This window comes from Streptosporangium carneum (assembly GCF_027922005.1).
GTDB classification, from domain to species: Bacteria; Actinomycetota; Actinomycetes; order Streptosporangiales; family Streptosporangiaceae; genus Streptosporangium; species Streptosporangium carneum.
This window is the reverse complement of sequence record NZ_BSEV01000001.1, coordinates 324,495-343,570: the sequence shown is the minus strand read 5'-3', so window position 1 is coordinate 343,570 and position 19,076 is coordinate 324,495. Positions and strand designations below refer to the sequence as shown.

Genomic DNA, 19,076 nt, shown 5'->3' with positions numbered 1-19,076 from the left:
CAGGCTGCGGGAGCTGGACCGTGAGCACGTGTGGCACCCGTACGCCGCGGTGCCGTCGCACGCGCCCGCGCACGTGGTCTCCAGGGCGGACGGGGTGCGCCTGACGCTCGCCGACGGGCGGGAGCTGGTCGACGGCATGTCGTCCTGGTGGGCGGCCATCCACGGCTACAACCACCCCAGGCTCAACCGGGCCCTGACCGACCAGCTCCAGGACATGGCGCACGTCATGTTCGGGGGGCTCACCCACGAGCCCGCCGTACGGCTCGCGCGCACGCTGGCCGACATGACCGGCCTGCCGCGGGTGTTCCTGGCCGACTCGGGCTCGGTCGCGGTCGAGGTCGCGATCAAGATGGCGTTCCAGTTCACCGGCAGAAGCCGCCTGCTCACGGTCAGGGGCGGCTACCACGGCGACACCTTCGGGGCGATGGCCGTCTGCGACCCGGTCAACGGCATGCACCACCTGTTCTCCGGCGCGCTGCCCCGGCACGTGTTCGCCGACCTGCCGCCCGCCGAGTTCGACGAGGCCTACCTCGCCCACCTCGCCGAGACGGTCGCCGCGCACGCGGGCGAGCTGGCGGCGATCATCGTGGAGCCGGTCGTCCAGGGGGCGGGCGGCATGCGCTTCTACCACCCGGCCTACCTGCGCGGGCTCCGCGAGCTCGCCGACGAGCACGGCGTCCTGCTGATCGCCGACGAGATCGCCACCGGGTTCGGCAGGACGGGAGAGCTGTTCGGCTGCGACCACGCCGGGATCAGGCCCGACATCATGTGCCTGGGCAAGGCGCTGACCGGCGGCTACATGTCCCTGGCGGCGACGCTGTGCACCGAGCGGGTCGCGGCGGGCATCGGGGTGCTGATGCACGGCCCCACCTTCATGGGCAATCCGCTGGCGACCGCCGTCGCCGGGGCCTCCCTCGACCTTCTCGCCGAGCGTCCGTGGCGCGAGGAGGTCAAGCGGATCGAGGCCGGCCTGACCGAGGGGCTGGCAGAGGCCGCGGCGGCCCCGGGGGTCAAGGACGTGCGGGTGCTCGGCGCGATCGGGGTCGTCGAGACACACGAGCCCGTCGACGTCCGGCGGGTCCAGGACGTCGTGATGGGACACGGGGTCTGGCTCCGCCCCTTCAACCGGCTGATCTACACCATGCCGCCCTACTCGATCGGCGACGACCTCGACCGGATCACGACCGCGATGACGGCGGCGGCCAGGTCACTCGGCCGGGGGCCCGGCCGGTCAGGGACGTGACGACGGCAGCGGGTCGGCCGCCCGGTTCGGCGTGACCACCCGGTAGAGCGCCGCGCCGCCGACGTATCCGGCGCAGATGATCCCGAGCACCAGCAGCGACCTGCCGTTGGGCGGCAGCAGTGCCGCCGCGACGGCGGCGGCCAGCACGTAGGTGCCGTTGAAGAGCATGTCGTAGATCGAGAAGGCCCGGCCGAGGTAGGCGTCGTCGACGTCCCGCTGGACGCTCGTGTCCGCGCAGATCTTGATGCTCTGCCCGGCGACGCCGAGCACGAAGCCGCCCGCGGCGAAGCCCCACTGCTGGAACGGCGCGCAGAGCGCGAACGACAGCACCCCCGCGGTGACGAGCATGATCGGGACCCAGGTCTCGATCTCGAAGCGCTCGGTCGCCCACGGCGTGAGCACGATGGCCAGGGCGTAGCCCACCCCCGAGGTGGCCAGCACGAGGGAGACCGCGTCCAGCGCGTTCACCGGGCTGTCGGCGAAGTAGTAGCGCGAGAGCATCACCACCATCGCCGTGCACATGCCGTACATGAACCGGTGGGTGGCCATCGCGCCCATCGCGGCGGCCGCGGCCCTGTGGTGCGCGATGTGCCGCGCGCCGTCCACCAGGCCGCTCACCACGTTGCGCAGCGCCTCGCGGGTCTGCGGCATCTCCGAGTCGTAGGCGGGGCCGAGCAGCCGCCTGTCCATGGTCCTGGCGATCAGCGCGCTCAGCCCGAAGGTGAGGCCGGAGACGGCCAGCAGGATCGCCGTGCCGTAGTGGTCGCCCCCGAGGAGCCGGTTCACCAGGTAGCCGACTCCCGCGCCGACGAAGGTGACGACGGTGCCCGAGGTGGGGGTGACCGCGTTGGCCACCAGCAGCCGGTCGGCGGAGACGACGTGCGGCAGCGAGGCGCCGAGCGCGGCCAGGAAGAAGCGGTTCACGCCGAGCACGGCGAGCGCGGCGGCGAAGAAGAACGCGTCGGGGACGCCGGTCGCGACGAGGGTGGCGGCCAGCAGCAGCAGCGCCCCGCGCACGATCGGCGCGATCACCAGGATCTGCCGCCGCGACCACCGGTCGATGAACACCCCGACGAAGGGCCCGAGGATCGAGTACGGCAGGAACAGCACGGCCAGCCCGGCGGCTATCTGCACGGCGCTCGTGCTCTTCTCCGGGCTGAAGAAGGCGAATCCGGCCACCGCGAACTGGAAGATGCCGTCGGAGAACTGCGACACCAGACGGGTGCCGAACAGCCTCCTGAAGTCCCGGCCCTCCAGGACGACGCGTAGATCGGACACGAATGACACGCGCTCAGCCTACGCGTGACCGCCCCGAAGCGACCATCGGGAACAACCCTGAGAACGACCCGCCGGACAGTTCCCCACCTTTCATGACGTAACGCTGATCAGGCATAACGAGCTGACATGGTCACGTACCCTCGGACGAGTGACAGCTGATGAACACGTCGTGCTCGTCGACCCAGCGGGAAACGCGATCGGCACGGCGCCGAAGGCCACGGTGCACGGCACCGAGACGCCCCTGCACCTCGCCTTCTCCAGCTACGTGTTCGACGACCTGGGGCGGATCCTCCTGACCCGCAGGGCCTCGCACAAGACCACCTGGCCGGGGGTGTGGACCAACAGCTGCTGCGGCCACCCCCTGCCCGGCGAGTCGCTCGCCGACGCGGTCGTCCGCAGGCTCTCCTACGAGCTCGGGCTGGGCGTGGGCGGCGTCGACCTGCTGCTGCCGCGCTTCTCCTACCGCGCCGTCATGGACAGCGGGATCGTCGAGCGGGAGCTCTGCCCGGTCTACCGGGCGGTGGTCACGACCGAGGCCGTCCCCAACCCCGAGGAGGTCGAGGCGGTGCGCTGGATGCCGTGGAAGGAGTTCACGGCCGAGGTGCTCGGCGACCGCCTCGCGATCTCCCCGTGGTGCCGCGAGCAGGTGCCCCACCTCGTCGAGCTCGGCGCCGATCCCCTCAGCTGGCCGGTCGCCGACTCCGCCGAACTCCCGCCCGCCGCCCGCTGACCCACGCGAGAAAGCCCTCCGTCCTGTCGGGACGGAGGGCTTTCCCATGACGCCTACGGCGTACGACCCCGTGCCGTTCCCCGCCCGCGCTGGCGGGGAGGCAGGAGGGGGAGCGTCAGCGCTCGACCTCGCCGCGGATGAACTTCTCCACGTACTCGTGGGCCTCCTCGTCGGAGTACTGCTCCGGCGGGGACTTCATGAAGTAGGAGGAGGCGGACAGGATCGGCCCCGCGACGCCCCGGTCCAGCGCGATCTTGGCGGCGCGGACCGCGTCGATGATGACGCCGGCGGAGTTGGGGGAGTCCCAGACCTCCAGCTTGTACTCCAGGTTCAGCGGGGTGTCGCCGAAGGACCTTCCCTCAAGGCGGACGTAGGCCCACTTGCGGTCGTCGAGCCACGGCACGTGGTCGGACGGGCCGATGTGCACGTCCGCCTTGCCCATCTCGTGCGGGATCTGGGAGGTGACCGACTGGGTCTTGGAGATCTTCTTGGACTGCAGGCGCTTGCGCTCCAGCATGTTCATGAAGTCCATGTTCCCGCCGAAGTTCAGCTGGTAGGTGCGCAGCAGCTCCACGCCCCTGTCCTCGAACAGCTTGGCCATCACCCGGTGCGTGATGGTCGCGCCGACCTGGGACTTGATGTCGTCGCCGACGATGGGGACACCGGCCTGGGTGAACTTCTCCGCCCAGACGGGGTCGGAGGCGATGAAGACCGGCAGCGCGTTGACGAAGGCCACCTTGGCGTCGATGGCGCACTGGGCGTAGAAGCGGTCCGCGTCCTCCGACCCGACCGGCAGGTAGGAGACGAGCACGTCGACCTTGCTGTCCTTCAGGACCTGCACAACGTCCACCGGAGCCTCGTCGGACTCCTCGATCATCTCGCTGTAGAACTCGCCAAGACCGTCGTAGGTGTGGCCACGCTGCACGGTGACGCCCAGCGGCGGCACGTCACAGATCTTGATGGTGTTGTTCTCCGAGGCGACGATCGCCTCGGAGAGGTCGCGCCCGACCTTCTTCGCGTCCACGTCGAACGCCGCGACGAACTCGACGTCGCCGACGTGGTAGTCACCGAACTTGACGTGCATCAGGCCCGGCACCCGGCTGCCCGGATCGGCGTCCCTGTAGTAATGCACGCCCTGCACGAGCGACGAGGCACAGTTGCCTACACCGACAATGGCTACGCGCACCGAACCCATGGCACTCGCTCCCCTTGTTCTGAATGGTCAATTGTCTTCCGGGGCGGAGTGCCGCCCCGTGTTATCCGCTCCGGGCGCGGGCGCCCGTGAGGTTCCTTCCTGAGCGGAGCGCCGCTCTTCGTCCATCGCGGAGCCTCGCCGCTCCGTGGCGATCAGCTCATTCAACCAGCGCACTTCGCGCTCGACCGACTCCAGTCCGTGACGTTGCAGCTCGAGGGTGTAGCTGTCGAGCCGCTCCCGCGTCCTGGCGAGGGCCGTGCGCACGCCGTCGAGCCGTTCCTCCAGCCTGCTGCGGCGTCCTTCGAGGATGCGCAGGCGGACTTCGGCCTCGGTGTGCCTGAAGAAGGCGAAGTGGATTCCGAAGCTCTCGTCCTCCCAGGCTGATGGACCGGCCTGGGTGAGCAGCTCCTGGAGGCGCTCCTTGCCCTCCGCCGTCAGCTTGTAGACGATCTTCGATCGACGCCCCGTGAGCGTGATGGGGGCTTCGGCGGTGGAGGTGTCGGAGTCGTCGTCCTCCACGATCAACCCGTCCGTCAGCAGCTGACGGAGGCAGGGGTAGAGCGAGCCGTAGGAGAACGCGCGGAACATTCCGAGGAGAGAGTTGAGCCGTTTGCGCAGCTCATAGCCATGGAGCGGGGTCTCGTGCAGCGACCCGAGCACGGCGAGCTCCAGCACGCCGCCACGTCCGCTGGCCACGGGAAACCACCACCTCTCGCGTCGATGTATCGAGCCGATACATCCTGAGGATACGTCGGACCAACATATCCCTGCAATTAACGACTTTCCCAAGAGGTTGGGCGCAAACAGTAAAAAGCCGTAGTGTGACGCTTATGTGGTCACAGCGAACGGTGGTGGGCTCGTGCCCCCGCATGTCCGGGACCACCGCTCAATGCGGCGAATTCCACGCTCAGGTGGGAGAGGTCTGCCAAGGTTGTTCTCGGAACCACTTGACGGCCTCGTTCGTCCTCGGGAACGGAGATCCACCCGAATAGGTCGGCTACCAGTGAGCCAAGGCGATGAGAGCAGCCGCTCGCAGACGGTAATCTCACCCGCCTGCACGCCGTCGTAGACCCCGATGACCGAACGAGGACGCGTGAGTTACAGCAACAGCCATGACCCGGAGCCGTACGGGCGCCCGCAGGGGCCCGACGCGTCGGCTCCCCAGGGACGGCGCCGTCGCTCAGGCGCAGGAGCCGCTCCTCAGCAGGTTCCCCCGCCCCCGCTTCCCCAAACCGGAAACATGAGCCGGGGTCCGGCGCAGGGAGCGCCGCGACAGGCGGGCTTCGACCCCGCGGCCGCGGGAGCCGGTCGCAGAGGCCCCGACCCCAGGACGGTCGGAGCGGGCAACCAGGGCCCCGATCCCAGAGCGGCCGCGGCGGGCAACCAGGGCCCCGACCCTCGGACGGTCGTGATGGGCGGGCAGAGCCCTGACCCTCGGACGGTCGCGGCGGGCGGGCAGGGACCCGACTCCAGGACGGGCGGGATGCGCCGCCAGGACACCGACCCGGCGGGCGGACGCAGGGCGGAGGCCGCCTTCGAGGACACCCAGGCCATGCTCGCCGCCCAGGCGGGAGGAGGCCGTCCATCGGGGCCCGCCGCCGGTGGCGGACGGAGCAGGCGCGCGCGCGGCGGTCGCGGCGCGGGCGGTCCCGAGGGGAGCGCGGCCTTCAGGGCGCCCGAGGGGCCGGGAGGTCCCGGCGGGCCCGGCGGTGGGCCCGGTGGTGGGCCCGGTGGTGGAGACGGTCCCGACGGCCCTGACGGTCCCGGCGGGAACGGCAGGAGCGGCAGGAGCGGCGGCAAGCCGAGGCGTACCGGATGGAAGCGCTTCCTGCCCAGCTGGAAGATCGTGGTGGCGAGCTTCACGATCCTCGCCGCCGGCGTCTTCGGCATGATCGCGGTCGCCTACGCCAACACCCCCGTCCCCACGACCCCCCAGGACGAGGCGGACGACCAGGGAAGCGTCATCTACTACAGCGACAAGACCGTGCTGGCCCGCCTCGGCGTCAAGCGGACGATCGTCACGGCCGAGAAGATCCCCGAGCAGGTCAAGGACGCGGTGATCGCCGCGGAGAACCGCAGCTTCCGTGAGGACCACGGCATCGACTTCAAGGGCATGGCCCGGTCGCTGTGGAGCACGGTGAGCGGTGAGCAGGTCCAGGGCGCCTCGACCATCACCCAGCAGATGGCCCGTAACTACTACGACGGCCTCAGCCAGGAGCGGTCGATCCAGCGGAAGATCAAGGAGATCTTCGTCGCGATCAAGCTGGACAAGCAGATGAGCAAAGACCAGATCATCACGCAGTACCTCAACACCATCTACTTCGGGCGCGGCGCCCATGGCATCCAGGCCGCCGCGCAGGCGTTCTTCAACAAGAACGTCGATCAGCTGACCCCGGAGATGGCCGCCTACCTCGCGGGCCGCATCCAGAACCCCGACACCTTCGACCGCGCGGAGAACGCCAAGAACCTGGCGCCGACCCAGGAGCGCTACGACTACGTGATCAAGGGCATGGCCCTGATCAACCCCGCCAAGTACGGCTCGCTGCCCGCCAAGTCCCCCACCGCCCCCAAGCGGATCGCCTACCGGCAGAAGGACTACTACAAGGGCATCAACGGCTACATGATCACTGAGGTGCTCAAGGAGCTCAAGCGCAGGGGCATCGACCAGGAGGACGTCGAGCAGGGCGGTTACAAGATCTACTCCACGTTCGACAAGAAGCTGATGCTCGCGGCCAAGCGCGCCGTCCAGGAGAACACCTCCGGCCTCTCCAGGGAGATCCACACCGGTCTCGCGGCCGTCGACCCCCGCAACGGACGGGTCGTCGCCTTCTACGGCGGCCCCAACTTCATCAAGCGGGAGTGGAACGACGCCTTCATGTCGGAGAAGCAGGCGGCGTCGGCCTTCAAGCCCTACGTCCTGGCCGCCTGGCTCGAGGCGGGCAACAGCCTCAACAGCTACCTGCTGGGCAAGGGGCCGATCACGGCCCCCGGCACCAACCCGATCAAGAACTCCCACGACATCCCCGGCGGCTCGGTGAACGTCGTCAGGGCCACCGCCGAGTCCGTCAACACCGCCTTCGTGCAGATGGGCGAGGAGGTCGGGCTGGACAAGGTCATCGCGATCGCGGCGGGGGCGGGCCTCAGCGAGGAGAAGCTCAAGGAGGCGCAGAAGAGTCACTCCTACGCCATCACCATCGGTTCGGGCCCCGTCACCCCGGTCCAGCAGGCCGGCGGCTACTCGATCTTCGCCAACGGGGGCAAGCACTTCGAGAACCACGTCGTGATCAAGGTTCTCGACCGTGACAAGACAACGGTGCTCAGGGAGAACGACCAGCCCGCCCAGGTCATCAGCGCCGACAGCGCGGCCGACGCCATCGTCGCGCTCCAGCAGGTGGTCAAGGACCCCCGGGGCACCGGCAGGGCCGCGGCCCTCTTCGACCGTCCGGTCGCCGGCAAGACCGGCACCAACGACGAGAACAAGGAGGCGTGGTTCGTCGGGTTCACCCCGCAGCTGTCCACCGCGGTCGGCATGTACCGCCAGCAGCTGAAGACCAACGCCGAGGTGTCGCTGGGAGACATCCAGGGCGCCACCTATCCCACCCGGGTGTGGCACGCCTTCATGCAGGAGGCCATGAAGGGCAAGGAGGTCCTGCAGTTCCCCGAGCCCGCCAACGTCGGCACGGACAAGAACCTCGCGCCGAAGCCCACGCCCTCCCCGACGCCGACCGAGTCCTACGACCCTGACGACTTCGGCGACGACGGCATGCCGGACGACACCGGGGTGACGCCTCCGCCGATCACCGACGAGTGCCAGCCGGGCGACATCTCGTGTGACCCCCAGATCGACGACGGCGGCGCGGAGCGGGCCCCTGACGACTCCGGCACCGACACCGGTGGGGGGCTCGACACGGGCGTCGCCCCGGGAGCGGCGGTCATGCCCAGCCCCAAGCCGACGGGACAGCACCCCTGATGACGAAGAGCACCCAGACGACGCCGGTCGCGTTACCCGACTTCGGTACGCGTGTGATCCCCTACGTCCCTCTCGCCCTGTTCGCGGCGTTGGGAGCGGTGCTCTCCTACCTGTGGAAGTGGCCCTGCCGTTTCGGCGGGGCCTGGAACGAGGGAATCGGCCAGTTCACGAACTTCTGTTACACCGACATCTATCCGCTGTGGTGGAACGAGAAGCTCAACGAGGGCAAGATCCCCTACTTCGGCCACCCGGTCGAGTACCCCGTCGGCATCGGCGGGATCATGGAGTTCTTCCGCAGGATCGCCTCGTCCATGAGCGATCCCGGGGTCGCCTTCTACGACCTGACCGTGATCCTCATGGCGATCTCCCTGGTCGTCAGCGTGCTGCTGATGGCCGCGCTCGCGGGTCCGGCCAGGCGCTGGGACGCGCTCTGGTACGCCCTGGCCCCCGCGCTGATCCTCACCGCGTACATCAACTGGGACCTGGCGGCCAACGCCCTCGCCCTGGGGGCGCTGCTCGCCTGGTCGAAGCGGCGGCAGTGGCTCGCGGGCATTCTGCTGGGGCTGGCGATCGCCACCAAGTTCTACCCGGTGATGTTCCTCGGCCCGCTGTTCCTGCTGACGCTGCGCACCGGCAGGTGGGCGCCCTTCCTCAAGACGGTCGGCGGCGTGGTGGGCTCCTGGCTCGTGGTCAACGTGCCCATCATGATCTTCGCCTTCCCCGGCTGGAGCCGGTTCTACGTCTTCAGCCAGGAGCGGCCCGCCGACTGGGGGTCGATCTGGTACTTCTTCAACGTCAAGCAGTGGCCGATCCTCGGTGACGCCGAGCGGCTCGACACGCTGGGCATCGTGGCGCTGGCCGCGTTCTGCCTGGCGATCGCGGTGCTGGCGGTGACGGCCAGGACGCGGCCCCGGCTGATGCAGCTGTGCTTCCTCACCCTGGCCGCGTTCATGATCACCAACAAGGTGTGGTCGCCGCAGTACGTGCTCTGGCTGATCCCCTTCGCGGTGCTGGCCAGGCCCAGCTGGAAGCCGTTCGCGCTCTGGCAGGTCGCCGAGTGCTGGTACTTCTTCGCGATCTGGCTCTACCTGGTGGCCCAGAACCCGGAGAACGCCTACCTCGGCATCTCCGCCGACACCTACTTCACCGGCGTGTGGGGCCGCGTGATCACCATCCTGATCATGATGGCCTTCGTGGTGCGCGACATCCTCAGGCCGGACAAGGACGTGATCCGGCAGGACGGGACAGACGACCAGGCGGGCGGCGTCTTCGACGGGGCCCCCGACAGGTTCAGGCTCGCCCTGTCCTGATCGGGGCGTCGTGATGGAGGAGTCCTCCCGGCGCCGCCGGGCGACGGGCCGTCCGCGTTCCTCACGGGGAACGCCGTCGACGCTCCGTCGCTCAGGGGAACGTCGTTGACGCTCCGCGCGGCGCACCTGTTCACCGACGACTGGACGGTCGCGGGGGCGTTGGTCTCCTCCGTCGCGGCCGTCGTCGCCGCGGTCGCGCTGGCCAGGCTGGCCGACTTCGAGGGACCGAGGGGGGCGGGGTGGCGCGCGGTCGCGGCGCTGCTGCTCTGGCCGACCTCGGTGTTCCTGTTCGCGGGCTACAGCGAGACCCTCTTCCTCGCCTTCGCGATCCCGGCCTGGCTGGCCGCGCGCCGGGACCGGTGGCCACTGGCCGCGGGGCTCGCCGCCTGCGCCTCCTGCGTACGGATCACCGGCCTGTTCCTGGCCCTCGCGCTGGTCGTGGAGTTCTTCACCTCACGAAGTCCCGAGCGGGGTCCCGAACGGGGGCCCGAACGGCGTCCCGTACGGCAGGCGGGATGGCTGGCCGTGCCGTTCGTGCCGCTGGCGCTCTCCGCCGTCTGGCAGCGTGTCCGGGGCGGCGACTGGCTGGACTGGAGACAGGCGCAGGAGGCGGGCTGGGGGCGGCACCTGGCGTGGCCGTGGGAGTCGCTGGCCACGACGTGGCAGGCGGCCATGGGAGACGGGCGCTTCGTGTGGATATTTCGGCTGGAGCTCGCCGGGGCTCTCGTCGGGATCGGGCTCGTCCTGCTCCTGCTCCGGCTGCGGCGGTGGAGCGAACTCGTCTACGTGGGACTCCAGGTGGGCGCCCTGGTCTGCTCCGCCTACTACCTCTCGATTCCGCGCGCCGCGCTGCTGTGGTGGCCGGTGTTCCTGCTCGTGGGCAGGGCGAGCACCCCGGCCCCGCCTCGGCTGCCCGGCTGGAGACAGTGGCCGAGGCACTGGGGAATCGTCGTCTACGCGCTGGTCGCGGGCCCGCTGATGGCGCTCAACACGCTGACTCTCCTGGACGGCGTCTGGGCGGGGTGAACTTCCCTACCCACTCTTGGCGCGAAGTAATCCAGAAAAGTTATCCACAGGCTGGGGATTGTTGACGCCCTGTCCACAGGCGGCGCTCCCCAGGCGATGTCCACGAGCGGGGCGGTCCGGGCGCACGCCACAAGCAGGGGCGGCACAGGCGCACGCCACGAGCGGAGCGGCACGAGCGGGGGTCGCAGGCCGTGGACGCCGACGTTCCACAGCCTGGGTGCCGGCGTCCTACAGGCTCTTCCTGAGCAGGGCGATGTCGTCGGCCTGACCGTCCCCGGGCGTCTCGACCACGATCGGCGCGTCCGCGCTCCGGCACACCGCCAGGATGAGCTCGGTGTCGATCTGGCCCGCGCCGAGGTTGGCGTGCCGGTCGGCGCCCGAGCCCGCGGCGTCGCGGGAGTCGTTGCAGTGGATCAGGTCGATCCTGCCGGTGATGGCCATGATCCGCTCGACCGCGTCCACCAGGTCGATGCCCGCCGCGTGGGCGTGGCAGGTGTCCAGGCAGAATCCCACGTCGAAGCCGTCGAGGGCGTCCCAGAGGCGGGCGATGCTCTCCAGCTTGCGCGCCATCGCGTTGCCGCCGCCCGCGGTGTTCTCGATGAGGACGGGGACCTCGTGCTCCTCGAGGCGCTCGAACACCTTGCGCCAGTTGTCGAAGCCCTTCTGCGGGTCGTCGCCCGCGTTGACGTGCCCACCGTGCACGATCAGGCCCTTGGCGCCGAGCTCGGCCGCCGCCGCGAGGTGGGAGCTCAGCAGCTTGCGGCTGGGGATGCGGATCCGGTTGTTCGCCGTGGCCACGTTGATCACGTAGGGGGCGTGGACGTAGACCTCGACGCCGGAGTCCTTGATCTCCCGCGTCCTGTCGCCGATGACCGGGCCCTTCCAGCCCTGTGGATCCCCGAGGAAGAACTGCGCCACGTCGGCGCCGCGCGCCTTGGCCTGGGTCAGCGGATCGTCCTGGTCGACATGAGCTCCGATAAGCGGCATGTGTTCGAGCGTAGCCGTTTCGACGCGCCGTACGAGGGCAGTCGCACGGCGCGCCCCGACGCCCGCTCCAGGCGGGCCGAACCCCCCGAGGAGTCGAAGTGGCCCGCTACCGCAGAGGGATGAGCCTGATCGGTCTGATCTACATCCTGGTCGGCCTCTACGTGGCCTGGATCCACCACTACATCACCCCGGCGCTGCTGAAGGACGTCGCGGAGGCGCTGCTGGCCGTCTTCCTGTGGTTCCTCGTCCTGCTCGGCGTCGACCTGCACCTGGGCTGAACCCCTCGCGACGCCTGCGGCGTCGCGGGATCGGGCCGTTCGGGACTCTACGGGAAGAAACCGCCGTGGTAGATGCCGAAGGCCACGCCGACGAAGGACGCCACGATGCCGACGATGTTCAGCGCACGCTCCGGGGTGGTCGCCGAGACGTACTGCGAGTAGAGGCCTCCGACGAATCCCAGCACCCCGAGCCACGCGGCGATCGCGTGCGCGGCGGGGAACAGCCCCGCGACGAAGGCGATCAGCCCGCAGGCGATGGTGACGACGCTCAGGACGTTCTGCAGCGGGTGACGCCGGCCGTCGGTGTTCAGCGTGCGGAAGATCAGGTTCCCGAGGGGACGAGAAGCGTCCGGCATGGTTTTCACCTCCCCTTTCCTCTGCTAGATGACTGCCCTGCGTTGTGACGGCCCAACCCTTGACGCCCTGGTAGGCTGGCACGGCTGCGTTGTATGGGTGTGTCATCGCCCACCCTCCGCCACGGCCGCCGAAATGGGCGTCCGCGGCGAAGACGTCAGCGTCCTCCTGTCACGGCACGGTGTCGTGACCGCAAAAGTCCAGAGGAGGTTGGAAGCCAGCATGCGTCGTTACGAAGTGATGGTCATCCTCGACCCTTCGCTCGATGAGCGCACGGTGGCCCCTTCCCTCGACCAGTTCCTCACGGTCGTCCGCAATGACGGCGGCACCGTGGAGAAGGTCGACGTGTGGGGTCGTCGTCGGCTGTCCTACGACATCGCCAAGAAGCCCGAGGGCATCTACGCCGTGATCGACCTGACCGCCGAGCCCGCGACGGTCAAGGAGCTCGACCGGCAGATGAACCTCAACGAGGGCATCCTCCGCACCAAGGTCCTGCGTCCGGACGTGCACTAACCCCCGACTTTTGTCGGACGGCAGCCGTACTCTGAGCCGATATACCGCGAAGGCCGCAGGAAGGGCAGCGCTAGCCATGGCAGCAGGCGACACCACGATCACCATCGTCGGCAATCTCGTCGACGACCCCGAGCTGCGTTTCACCCCTACGGGGCAAGCCGTGGCCCGGTTCCGCATCGCGTCCACTCCGAGGTTCCTGGACAAGCAGACCAACGAGTGGAAGGACGGCGAAGGCCTGTTCCTGACCTGCAACGTGTGGCGGCAGGCGGCGGAGAACGTCGCCGAGAGCCTGCAGCGCGGCATGCGGGTCATCGTTCAGGGACGGCTGCGCCAGCGGTCCTACGAGACCAAGGAAGGCGAGAAGCGCACGGTCTACGAGGTCGAGGTCGACGAGGTCGGCCCCTCCTTGAAGAACGCCACAGCCAAGGTCAACAAGACCGCCCGTCAGGGCGGTGGCGGTGGCGGCGGCTTCGGCGGCGGTCCCGCCAACGACCCGTGGGCATCCGCCGCGCCGGCCGCGCCTCAGGGCGGCGGCAACTTCGGCGGCGGCGGCAACTACGGCGGCCAGCAGTCGGGCGGCAACTACGGCGGCGGTCAGCAGCCGGGTGGCAACTACGGCGGCGGCAACAACTTCGGCGGCGGCGGCGACTTCAGCGACGAACCGCCCTTCTAGGTCTCAGGACGGCCGTCCTCCGGGACGGCCCGGACCGCGCCTGAGAAAACCAGTCCATATCCGCAGCGACCATTCCCGCCTCACGGCGGGGCTCTGAAAGGAGCACCACGATGGCCAAGCCGGCACTGCGCAAGCCCAAGAAGAAGGTTTGCCTGTTCTGCCATGACAAGATCTCCTACGTCGACTACAAGGACACGGCGCTGCTTCGGAAGTTCATCTCCGACCGCGGCAAGATCCGTGCCCGCCGGGTGACGGGCAACTGCACCCAGCACCAGCGTGACGTGGCGACCGCTATCAAGAACGCTCGTGAGATGGCGCTCCTGCCGTACATGAGCACCGCGCGCTAAGGAGGTCGGACAGATGAAGCTCATTCTCACCAGTGAGGTCACCGGCCTCGGCGCCCCCGGCGACATCGTCGAGGTCAAGGACGGCTACGGCCGCAACTACCTGCTCCCCCGTGGGTTCGCGATCGTGTGGACGCGCGGCGGCGAGAAGCAGATCGCCTCGATCAAGAAGGCGCGCGACGCGCGCGAGATCCGCGACCTGGGCACCGCCCAGGAGGTCGCGGGCCAGCTCAAGTCGCTCAAGGTGGTCCTGAAGACCAAGGCGGGCGACTCCGGCCGTCTCTTCGGCTCCATCACCACGGGTGACGTCGCCGAGGCCGTCAAGGCCGCGGGCGGTCCCGTGCTCGACCGTCGTCGCATCGAGATCGCCTCCGCGATCAAGAGCCTCGGCTCCCACCGGGTCAGCGTCAAGCTGCACCCGGAGGTCTCCGCCGCCCTCGACATCGAGGTCGTCGCGGCCTGAGCGGTCGTTTGAGATCGCTTGAGATCGTTTCAGACAGGGCCCCCTTCCCGCGCGGGAAGGGGGCCCTGTCCGTGTCAGCCCACAGGGTCATCTGAAACCCCGAATTTCCCCCCGGGGAAGCCGCTTTACTCCCAGTCACCGCCGATACATACAATTCGGAGGTCATCGCTTCTCCCTGGAGGTTTGTCATGCCCCGTCCCTCGGTGCTGCTCGCGCTCGGTGCCCTCGCGGCGACCGCCGTTGCCTGTGCGCCGGCTTCGGACTCGACGACCCGGGCAGGCGCCTCCTCGGACGCCTCCTCCGCGCCCGCCTCGTGCGCGAAGGACAAGCTCGCGCTGAAGACGGCGGGCAAGCTGACCATCGGCACGGACAAGCCCGCCTACGAACCGTGGTTCAAGGACGACGACCCGGCGAACGGCAAGGGCTTCGAGGGTGCCGTCGCCCACGCGATCGCCAAGCAGCTCGGCTTCCAGGACGGCGAGGTCGCCTGGTCGACGGTGAAGTTCGACTCCGCGTTCGCCCCCGGCCCCAAGCAGTTCGACTTCGACGTCAACCAGGTCTCCGTCACCCCGGACCGGGCCAAGGTCGTCGACTTCAGCAAGGGCTACTACACGGTCAAGCAGGCCGTGGTCGCGCTGGACGGCTCGAAGACCGCCTCCGCCACGGACCTGGCGGGCCTGAAGAACGCCAAGATCGGTGTGCAGGTCGGGACCACCTCCCTGCAGGCGGTCAAGGACGTCATCCAGCCCTCCGCGGAGCCCAACGTCTACAACGAGCAGATCGACGTGGTGAACGCGCTGAAGAACAAGCAGGTCGACGCCGTGGTGGTGGACCTGCCGACCGCGTTCTACGTCACCGCGGCCCAGGTCGAGAACTCCAAGCTGGTCGGCCAGTTCGGCACCGCCTCGGGCACGCCGGAGGTCTTCGGCGCGGTCTTCGAGAAGGGCAGTCCGCTGGTGAGCTGCGTGAACGAGGCGATCGATAAGCTCACCGCCTCCGGCGAACTGGCCAAGATCGAGTCTGAGTGGCTCGGTTCCGCCGCGGGCGCGCCGGAGCTGAAGTAGTGACAGCGAGACATTCACGCGGTGACGCGGACTCGCCGCGCGGGACGGTGCTGACACGTGTCGGCCGTACCGCGCGCTGTGTCGTGGGGCGGGAGAGCTCCGGCGCGGTGGTCTCGGCGCGCGTCCGCCGGACGGTGTGGCGTTCCACGGGGCGGGAGGACTCCCGGTGCGGGATCCGGGCATTCGGCGGGCAGGTGTTCGTTGGACGGCGGTGACCGGAAGACCGCCGCGTCCGGCGCCCCGGACACGGCAGGCACGCCTGGTCTCTCCGACGTCCCGGGCGCGTCTGGCGCGCCCGGCTGGGTGAAGAGCGCCCGGCAGCTGGAGCGGGAGCGTCTGCGCAGGCGGCGGTCGATCAGGTCGGGCTCGGTCGCGACCGTCTCGACGCTCCTGGTGATCGTCCTGCTCGTCTGGGGTGTGGCCGGCTCTCCCGGCTGGCCCAGGGTCCGGGAGACGTTCTTCAACCCCGAGCAGTTCGTCAAGGCGCTGCCCGACGTGCTGGACGGGTTCCTGCTCAACGTCAAGATCTTCCTGATCGCCGAGCCGCTGGTCCTCGTCGTGGGCCTGCTGGTCGCGTTGGTGCGCAACCTCAGGGCGCCGGTGTTCTTCCCGCTGCGCGCCCTCGCGGTCGCCTACACCGACGTCTTCCGCGGTGTGCCGACCATCCTGGTCATCTATCTCGTCGGTTTCGGTCTGCCGGCGCTCGACCTGCAGGGCGTGCCGACGGATCTGGTGACACTGGGCGTCATCGCGCTCACCCTGTCCTACGGGGCGTACGTGGCGGAGGTCTTCAGGGCGGGAATCGACTCGGTCCACCCGAGCCAGCGGGCCGCCGCCAGGTCCCTCGGGCTGAGCCACGGCATGACCATGCGCCACGTGGTGCTGCCGCAGGCCGTGCGACGGGTGGCGCCGCCGCTGCTCAACGACTTCGTCTCACTGCAGAAGGACACCGCCCTGGTCGCCACGATCGGCCCGCTCGAGGCGCTCCGCCAGGCGCAGATCCACGCCGCGAGCACGTTCAACTACACGCCCTACCTGGTGGGGGCGCTGCTGTTCATCCTGCTCACCATCCCTCTGGCTCGTTTCACCGACTACCTGGCGGCCAGGTCACAGCAGCGGCGGGGCCAGTGAGGGACCGCAGCGGGCGGGCCGCCGGTCGCGGCGGCTCCGACAGGTCCGACCTGTACGGCGGGCACGGTGACCCTCGTGGGCACGGTGGTCTTCATGGGCACGGCGGTCTTCATGGGCACGGCGGTCTTCACGGGCACGGCGCGCCGACGGGCGGGTCGAGAAGGAGGTCGGCGGGCGGGCCGACGGATGAGGAGAGCGCATGAGCCTGCTGACCATCGAGGGCGTCTGGAAGAACTACCACGGTCACAGCGTGCTGCGCGGCATCGACCTGTCCGTCGAGGCGCACGAGGTGGTCTGCCTGATCGGCGCCTCGGGATCGGGCAAGTCCACACTGCTGCGCTGCGTGAACCTGCTGGAGACCGTGGACGACGGCACGATCCACCTCGATGGCAAGGAGATCACCGACGTCCGCGTCGACGCCGACGACGTGCGCAAGCGCATGGGCATCGTGTTCCAGGCGTTCAACCTCTTCCCGCACATGACCGTGCTCGACAACATCACGCTGGCCCCGCGCAAGGTGCACAAGGTCGGCAGGGAGCAGGCCGAACACCAGGCCCGTGAGCTGCTGGAACGGTTCGGTCTGGCCGACAAGGCGGCCTCCTACCCCGACCGGCTCTCCGGCGGCCAGCAGCAGCGCGCCGCCATCATCCGGGCCATGGCCACCCGTCCCCGTCTGATGCTGCTGGACGAGGTGACCTCGGCACTGGACCCCGCGCTGGTCACGGAGGTGCTCAGCGTCATCAGGGAGCTCAAGGAGGGGGGGATGACGATGATCCTGACCACCCACGAGATGGGCTTCTGCCGGGAGATCGCGGACACCGTCTGCTTCCTCGACGACGGCGTGCTCCTCGAGCGCGGAACGCCCGAACAGGTCTTCACCGACCCCCGGCAGCCCCGAACCCGGGAGTTCCTGCGCAGCGTCCTCGACGCCCGGCGAATCTGATCCGGCGGCCGGGCGCCCCCACCGGGTCGCGCGCCGCCCGGCCCCGCGCCTTCACCGGGGCGAGGGCGCGGGCTCAGCGTCTGTGGCGTCCGCGGAGGCCGGGGGCGAGGGGGTCCACCGGTTGCTCTCCCGCCGCGAGCGCGCTGTTGCGTCTGCCGTACAGCAGGTAGACCAGGACGCCCAGGGCCATCCAGGCGATGAAGTACAGCCAGGTGACGACCTGGAGGTTCACCAGGAGCCACAGGCAGGCGACGATCGAGGCGATCGGCACGACCGGGGAGAGCGGGACGCGGAAACCCCTGGGCAGGTCGGGCATCGTCTGCCGCATCCTGAGGACGCCCGCCGCCACGGAGACGAACACGAACAGGGTGCCGATCACCACCAGCGGTTCGAGGGTGAGCACCGGCACGAACTCGGCGAGCAGGATCGCCAGGACGCCGATGAGCAGGGTGACCCTGGTCGGGCTGCGGTATCTCTTGTTGATCCTGGCGAGGCGACTCGGGACCAGCCCGTCCCTGGCCATGGAGAACATGACGCGGGTCAGGCCGACGAGCAGCACCAGGACGACCGTCGTGAGCCCGAGGACGGCGCCGAGGTTGATGATGTGCACCATGAAGCCCTCGCCCGCCTCGCGGAAGGCGTTGGCGAGCGGCGCTTCACTGTTGATCTTCTCGTAGGAGGTCATCCCGACCATCACCAGCGCCACCGCTATGTAGATGACCGTGGTGACGACCAGGCTGCGGATGATGCCCTTCGGCACCGACCCCGAGGCGTCCTCCGACTCCTCGGCCGCGGTGGCCACGACGTCGAAGCCGATGTAGGCGAAGGTGATGACCGCCGAGGCGGCGAAGATGCCGAACCAGCCGAACGCCCCCGTCTGGCCGAAGAGGATGCCCAGCAGGGGGGAGTCCAGGGTGCCGGCGGTGGACTCGGCGGGAGTGGCGGGCACCGGGATGGCCGACAGGTTGCGCTGGTCGAAGTGCATGGCGCCGACCACGATGACCGCACCGATGGCCAGCAGCTTGGCGACCACGATGATCCGCAGGGCACGCAGCCCGATCCGGGCGCCCAGCGTCACCACGGCGGTCAGGATCACCAGGATGAACAGCGTGAACAGGTCGAACCCCTCGGCCTGGCCGGTGATCGCGGCGAGTGGCGCGGGGAGGCGCACACCGAGGTCGGTGAGCAGTTGCGAGGCGTACAGAGACCAGACGCGGGACACCACCGCGCTGGCCAGCAGCAGCTCCATCACCAGAGCCCAGCCGACGGCCCAGGCCCAGACCTCGCCGAAGATGACGTAGGCGAAGGTGTAGGCGCTGCCCGAACTCGGCAGGGCCGAGGACAGCTCCGCGAAGCAGAAGGCGACGAGCAGGCTGGTGATACCGGCGATCATGAATGAGAGGACGACTCCGGGGCCCGCCATGGTGGCCGCCTGGCGTCCGGCGAGGCTGAAGATGCCCGCGCCGATCATGACGCCGACACCCATGACGACGAGATCAGCCGGACGGTAGGCCTTGGGCAGGCCGTGACGCGCGCCGCCGGTCCAACGGTTTGTCGCTTCGCTCGGAGGGAGA

Annotated in this window: 19 protein-coding genes; 13 read left to right on the top strand and 6 right to left on the bottom strand. The window is 69.2% G+C overall.

The window, feature by feature from the left end:
- Positions 1-4 precede the first annotated feature (4 nt).
- Positions 5-1,243, top strand: coding sequence for an adenosylmethionine--8-amino-7-oxononanoate transaminase (locus PKF00_RS01620; RefSeq protein WP_271216334.1), 1,239 nt, complete (start codon positions 5-7; stop codon positions 1,241-1,243).
- On the opposite strand, the gene PKF00_RS01615 is transcribed toward PKF00_RS01620, so the two are convergent.
- Positions 1,232-2,530: an MFS transporter gene (locus PKF00_RS01615; protein WP_271215508.1), complete on the bottom strand. Its 1,299-nt coding sequence runs from the start codon at positions 2,528-2,530 to the stop codon at positions 1,232-1,234. The genes PKF00_RS01620 and PKF00_RS01615 overlap by 12 nt on opposite strands.
- Before the next feature lie 139 nt (positions 2,531-2,669).
- On the opposite strand from PKF00_RS01615, the gene idi reads away from it, so the two are divergent.
- A complete protein-coding gene (gene idi / locus PKF00_RS01610; RefSeq protein ID WP_271215507.1) occupies positions 2,670-3,251 on the top strand; it encodes an isopentenyl-diphosphate Delta-isomerase in 582 nt (193 codons plus the stop codon).
- A 115-nt stretch (positions 3,252-3,366) separates the two neighbouring features.
- Here the strand turns inward: idi and PKF00_RS01605 are convergent, their stop codons facing one another.
- Both PKF00_RS01605 and PKF00_RS01600 read right to left on the bottom strand, forming a co-directional pair.
- Positions 3,367-4,446, bottom strand: coding sequence for an inositol-3-phosphate synthase (locus tag PKF00_RS01605; RefSeq protein WP_271215506.1), 1,080 nt, complete (start codon positions 4,444-4,446; stop codon positions 3,367-3,369).
- Between the two features lie 27 nt (positions 4,447-4,473).
- Positions 4,474-5,142: a PadR family transcriptional regulator gene (locus PKF00_RS01600; RefSeq protein WP_271215505.1), complete on the bottom strand. Its 669-nt coding sequence runs from the start codon at positions 5,140-5,142 to the stop codon at positions 4,474-4,476.
- Between the two features lie 544 nt (positions 5,143-5,686).
- Between PKF00_RS01600 and PKF00_RS01595 the strand changes: the two genes are divergently transcribed.
- From PKF00_RS01595 to PKF00_RS01585, 3 genes are all read left to right on the top strand, one after another.
- Positions 5,687-8,416 (top strand): transglycosylase domain-containing protein, encoded by a 2,730-nt coding sequence (locus tag PKF00_RS01595; protein WP_271215504.1) that lies wholly within the window; start codon positions 5,687-5,689, stop codon positions 8,414-8,416.
- The gene (locus PKF00_RS01590; protein ID WP_271215503.1) at positions 8,416-9,726 is read left to right on the top strand and encodes a glycosyltransferase family 87 protein; all 1,311 of its coding nucleotides are present in this window, start codon (positions 8,416-8,418) and stop codon (positions 9,724-9,726) included. Before PKF00_RS01595 ends, PKF00_RS01590 begins: the two co-directional genes overlap by 1 nt.
- Before the next feature lie 105 nt (positions 9,727-9,831).
- Entirely contained in the window at positions 9,832-10,752 is a 921-nt protein-coding gene (locus PKF00_RS01585) for a hypothetical protein (RefSeq protein ID WP_271215502.1), read from the top strand.
- A 228-nt stretch (positions 10,753-10,980) separates the two neighbouring features.
- On the opposite strand, the gene PKF00_RS01580 is transcribed toward PKF00_RS01585, so the two are convergent.
- Complete coding sequence (locus tag PKF00_RS01580; protein WP_271215501.1) at positions 10,981-11,739, bottom strand: deoxyribonuclease IV; 759 nt, start codon at positions 11,737-11,739, stop codon at positions 10,981-10,983.
- 119 nt (positions 11,740-11,858) lie between these two features.
- On the opposite strand from PKF00_RS01580, the gene PKF00_RS01575 reads away from it, so the two are divergent.
- On the top strand, positions 11,859-12,017 hold the full coding sequence (locus PKF00_RS01575) for a hypothetical protein (RefSeq protein ID WP_271215500.1): 159 nt from the start codon (positions 11,859-11,861) through the stop codon (positions 12,015-12,017).
- A gap of 47 nt (positions 12,018-12,064) precedes the next feature.
- On the opposite strand, the gene PKF00_RS01570 is transcribed toward PKF00_RS01575, so the two are convergent.
- A complete protein-coding gene (locus PKF00_RS01570) occupies positions 12,065-12,373 on the bottom strand; it encodes a hypothetical protein (RefSeq protein WP_271215499.1) in 309 nt (102 codons plus the stop codon).
- A 220-nt stretch (positions 12,374-12,593) separates the two neighbouring features.
- Here PKF00_RS01570 and rpsF point away from each other — a divergent pair, with 220 nt between their 5' ends.
- The 7 genes from rpsF to PKF00_RS01535 all read left to right on the top strand — a co-directional run bounded on the left by rpsF (position 12,594) and on the right by PKF00_RS01535 (position 17,502).
- Positions 12,594-12,884, top strand: a complete 291-nt coding sequence (rpsF, locus tag PKF00_RS01565) for a 30S ribosomal protein S6 (RefSeq protein WP_184947277.1) — start codon at positions 12,594-12,596, stop codon at positions 12,882-12,884.
- A gap of 76 nt (positions 12,885-12,960) precedes the next feature.
- Positions 12,961-13,557, top strand: a complete 597-nt coding sequence (locus PKF00_RS01560; protein WP_271215498.1) for a single-stranded DNA-binding protein — start codon at positions 12,961-12,963, stop codon at positions 13,555-13,557.
- Between the two features lie 110 nt (positions 13,558-13,667).
- Complete coding sequence (gene rpsR, locus PKF00_RS01555) at positions 13,668-13,904, top strand: 30S ribosomal protein S18 (RefSeq protein WP_012895699.1); 237 nt, start codon at positions 13,668-13,670, stop codon at positions 13,902-13,904.
- A gap of 13 nt (positions 13,905-13,917) precedes the next feature.
- On the top strand, positions 13,918-14,364 hold the full coding sequence (gene rplI / locus PKF00_RS01550; RefSeq protein WP_271215497.1) for a 50S ribosomal protein L9: 447 nt from the start codon (positions 13,918-13,920) through the stop codon (positions 14,362-14,364).
- A gap of 188 nt (positions 14,365-14,552) precedes the next feature.
- On the top strand, positions 14,553-15,428 hold the full coding sequence (locus PKF00_RS01545; RefSeq protein ID WP_271215496.1) for an ABC transporter substrate-binding protein: 876 nt from the start codon (positions 14,553-14,555) through the stop codon (positions 15,426-15,428).
- Positions 15,429-15,629: 201 nt separating this feature from the next.
- Positions 15,630-16,559 carry an amino acid ABC transporter permease gene (locus tag PKF00_RS01540; protein WP_271215495.1) on the top strand — a complete coding sequence of 310 codons (930 nt, stop codon included), beginning with the start codon at positions 15,630-15,632 and terminating at the stop codon, positions 16,557-16,559.
- A 199-nt stretch (positions 16,560-16,758) separates the two neighbouring features.
- Positions 16,759-17,502 (top strand): amino acid ABC transporter ATP-binding protein, encoded by a 744-nt coding sequence (locus PKF00_RS01535; protein WP_271215494.1) that lies wholly within the window; start codon positions 16,759-16,761, stop codon positions 17,500-17,502.
- 73 nt (positions 17,503-17,575) lie between these two features.
- Here PKF00_RS01535 and PKF00_RS01530 read toward each other — a convergent pair whose 3' ends face one another.
- Positions 17,576-18,988 carry an APC family permease gene (locus tag PKF00_RS01530; RefSeq protein ID WP_271215493.1) on the bottom strand — a complete coding sequence of 471 codons (1,413 nt, stop codon included), beginning with the start codon at positions 18,986-18,988 and terminating at the stop codon, positions 17,576-17,578.
- Positions 18,989-19,076: the final 88 nt, after the last annotated feature.

Bases quoted from the DNA above. Each gene is read 5' to 3' on its own strand.
- PKF00_RS01605 (WP_271215506.1), bottom strand. From the start codon at position 4,446: ATGGGTTCGGTGCGCGTAGCCATTGTCGGTGTAGGCAACTGTGCCTCG.
- PKF00_RS01595 (WP_271215504.1), top strand. From the start codon at position 5,687: ATGAGCCGGGGTCCGGCGCAGGGAGCGCCGCGACAGGCGGGCTTCGAC.
- PKF00_RS01590 (WP_271215503.1), top strand. From the start codon at position 8,416: ATGACGAAGAGCACCCAGACGACGCCGGTCGCGTTACCCGACTTCGGT.
- PKF00_RS01580 (WP_271215501.1), bottom strand. From the start codon at position 11,739: ATGCCGCTTATCGGAGCTCATGTCGACCAGGACGATCCGCTGACCCAG.
- PKF00_RS01575 (WP_271215500.1), top strand. From the start codon at position 11,859: ATGAGCCTGATCGGTCTGATCTACATCCTGGTCGGCCTCTACGTGGCC.
- PKF00_RS01570 (WP_271215499.1), bottom strand. From the start codon at position 12,373: ATGCCGGACGCTTCTCGTCCCCTCGGGAACCTGATCTTCCGCACGCTG.
- rpsF (WP_184947277.1), top strand. From the start codon at position 12,594: ATGCGTCGTTACGAAGTGATGGTCATCCTCGACCCTTCGCTCGATGAG.
- PKF00_RS01560 (WP_271215498.1), top strand. From the start codon at position 12,961: ATGGCAGCAGGCGACACCACGATCACCATCGTCGGCAATCTCGTCGAC.
- rpsR (WP_012895699.1), top strand. From the start codon at position 13,668: ATGGCCAAGCCGGCACTGCGCAAGCCCAAGAAGAAGGTTTGCCTGTTC.
- rplI (WP_271215497.1), top strand. From the start codon at position 13,918: ATGAAGCTCATTCTCACCAGTGAGGTCACCGGCCTCGGCGCCCCCGGC.
- PKF00_RS01545 (WP_271215496.1), top strand. From the start codon at position 14,553: ATGCCCCGTCCCTCGGTGCTGCTCGCGCTCGGTGCCCTCGCGGCGACC.
- PKF00_RS01535 (WP_271215494.1), top strand. From the start codon at position 16,759: ATGAGCCTGCTGACCATCGAGGGCGTCTGGAAGAACTACCACGGTCAC.
- PKF00_RS01530 (WP_271215493.1), bottom strand. From the start codon at position 18,988: ATGGGTGTCGGCGTCATGATCGGCGCGGGCATCTTCAGCCTCGCCGGA.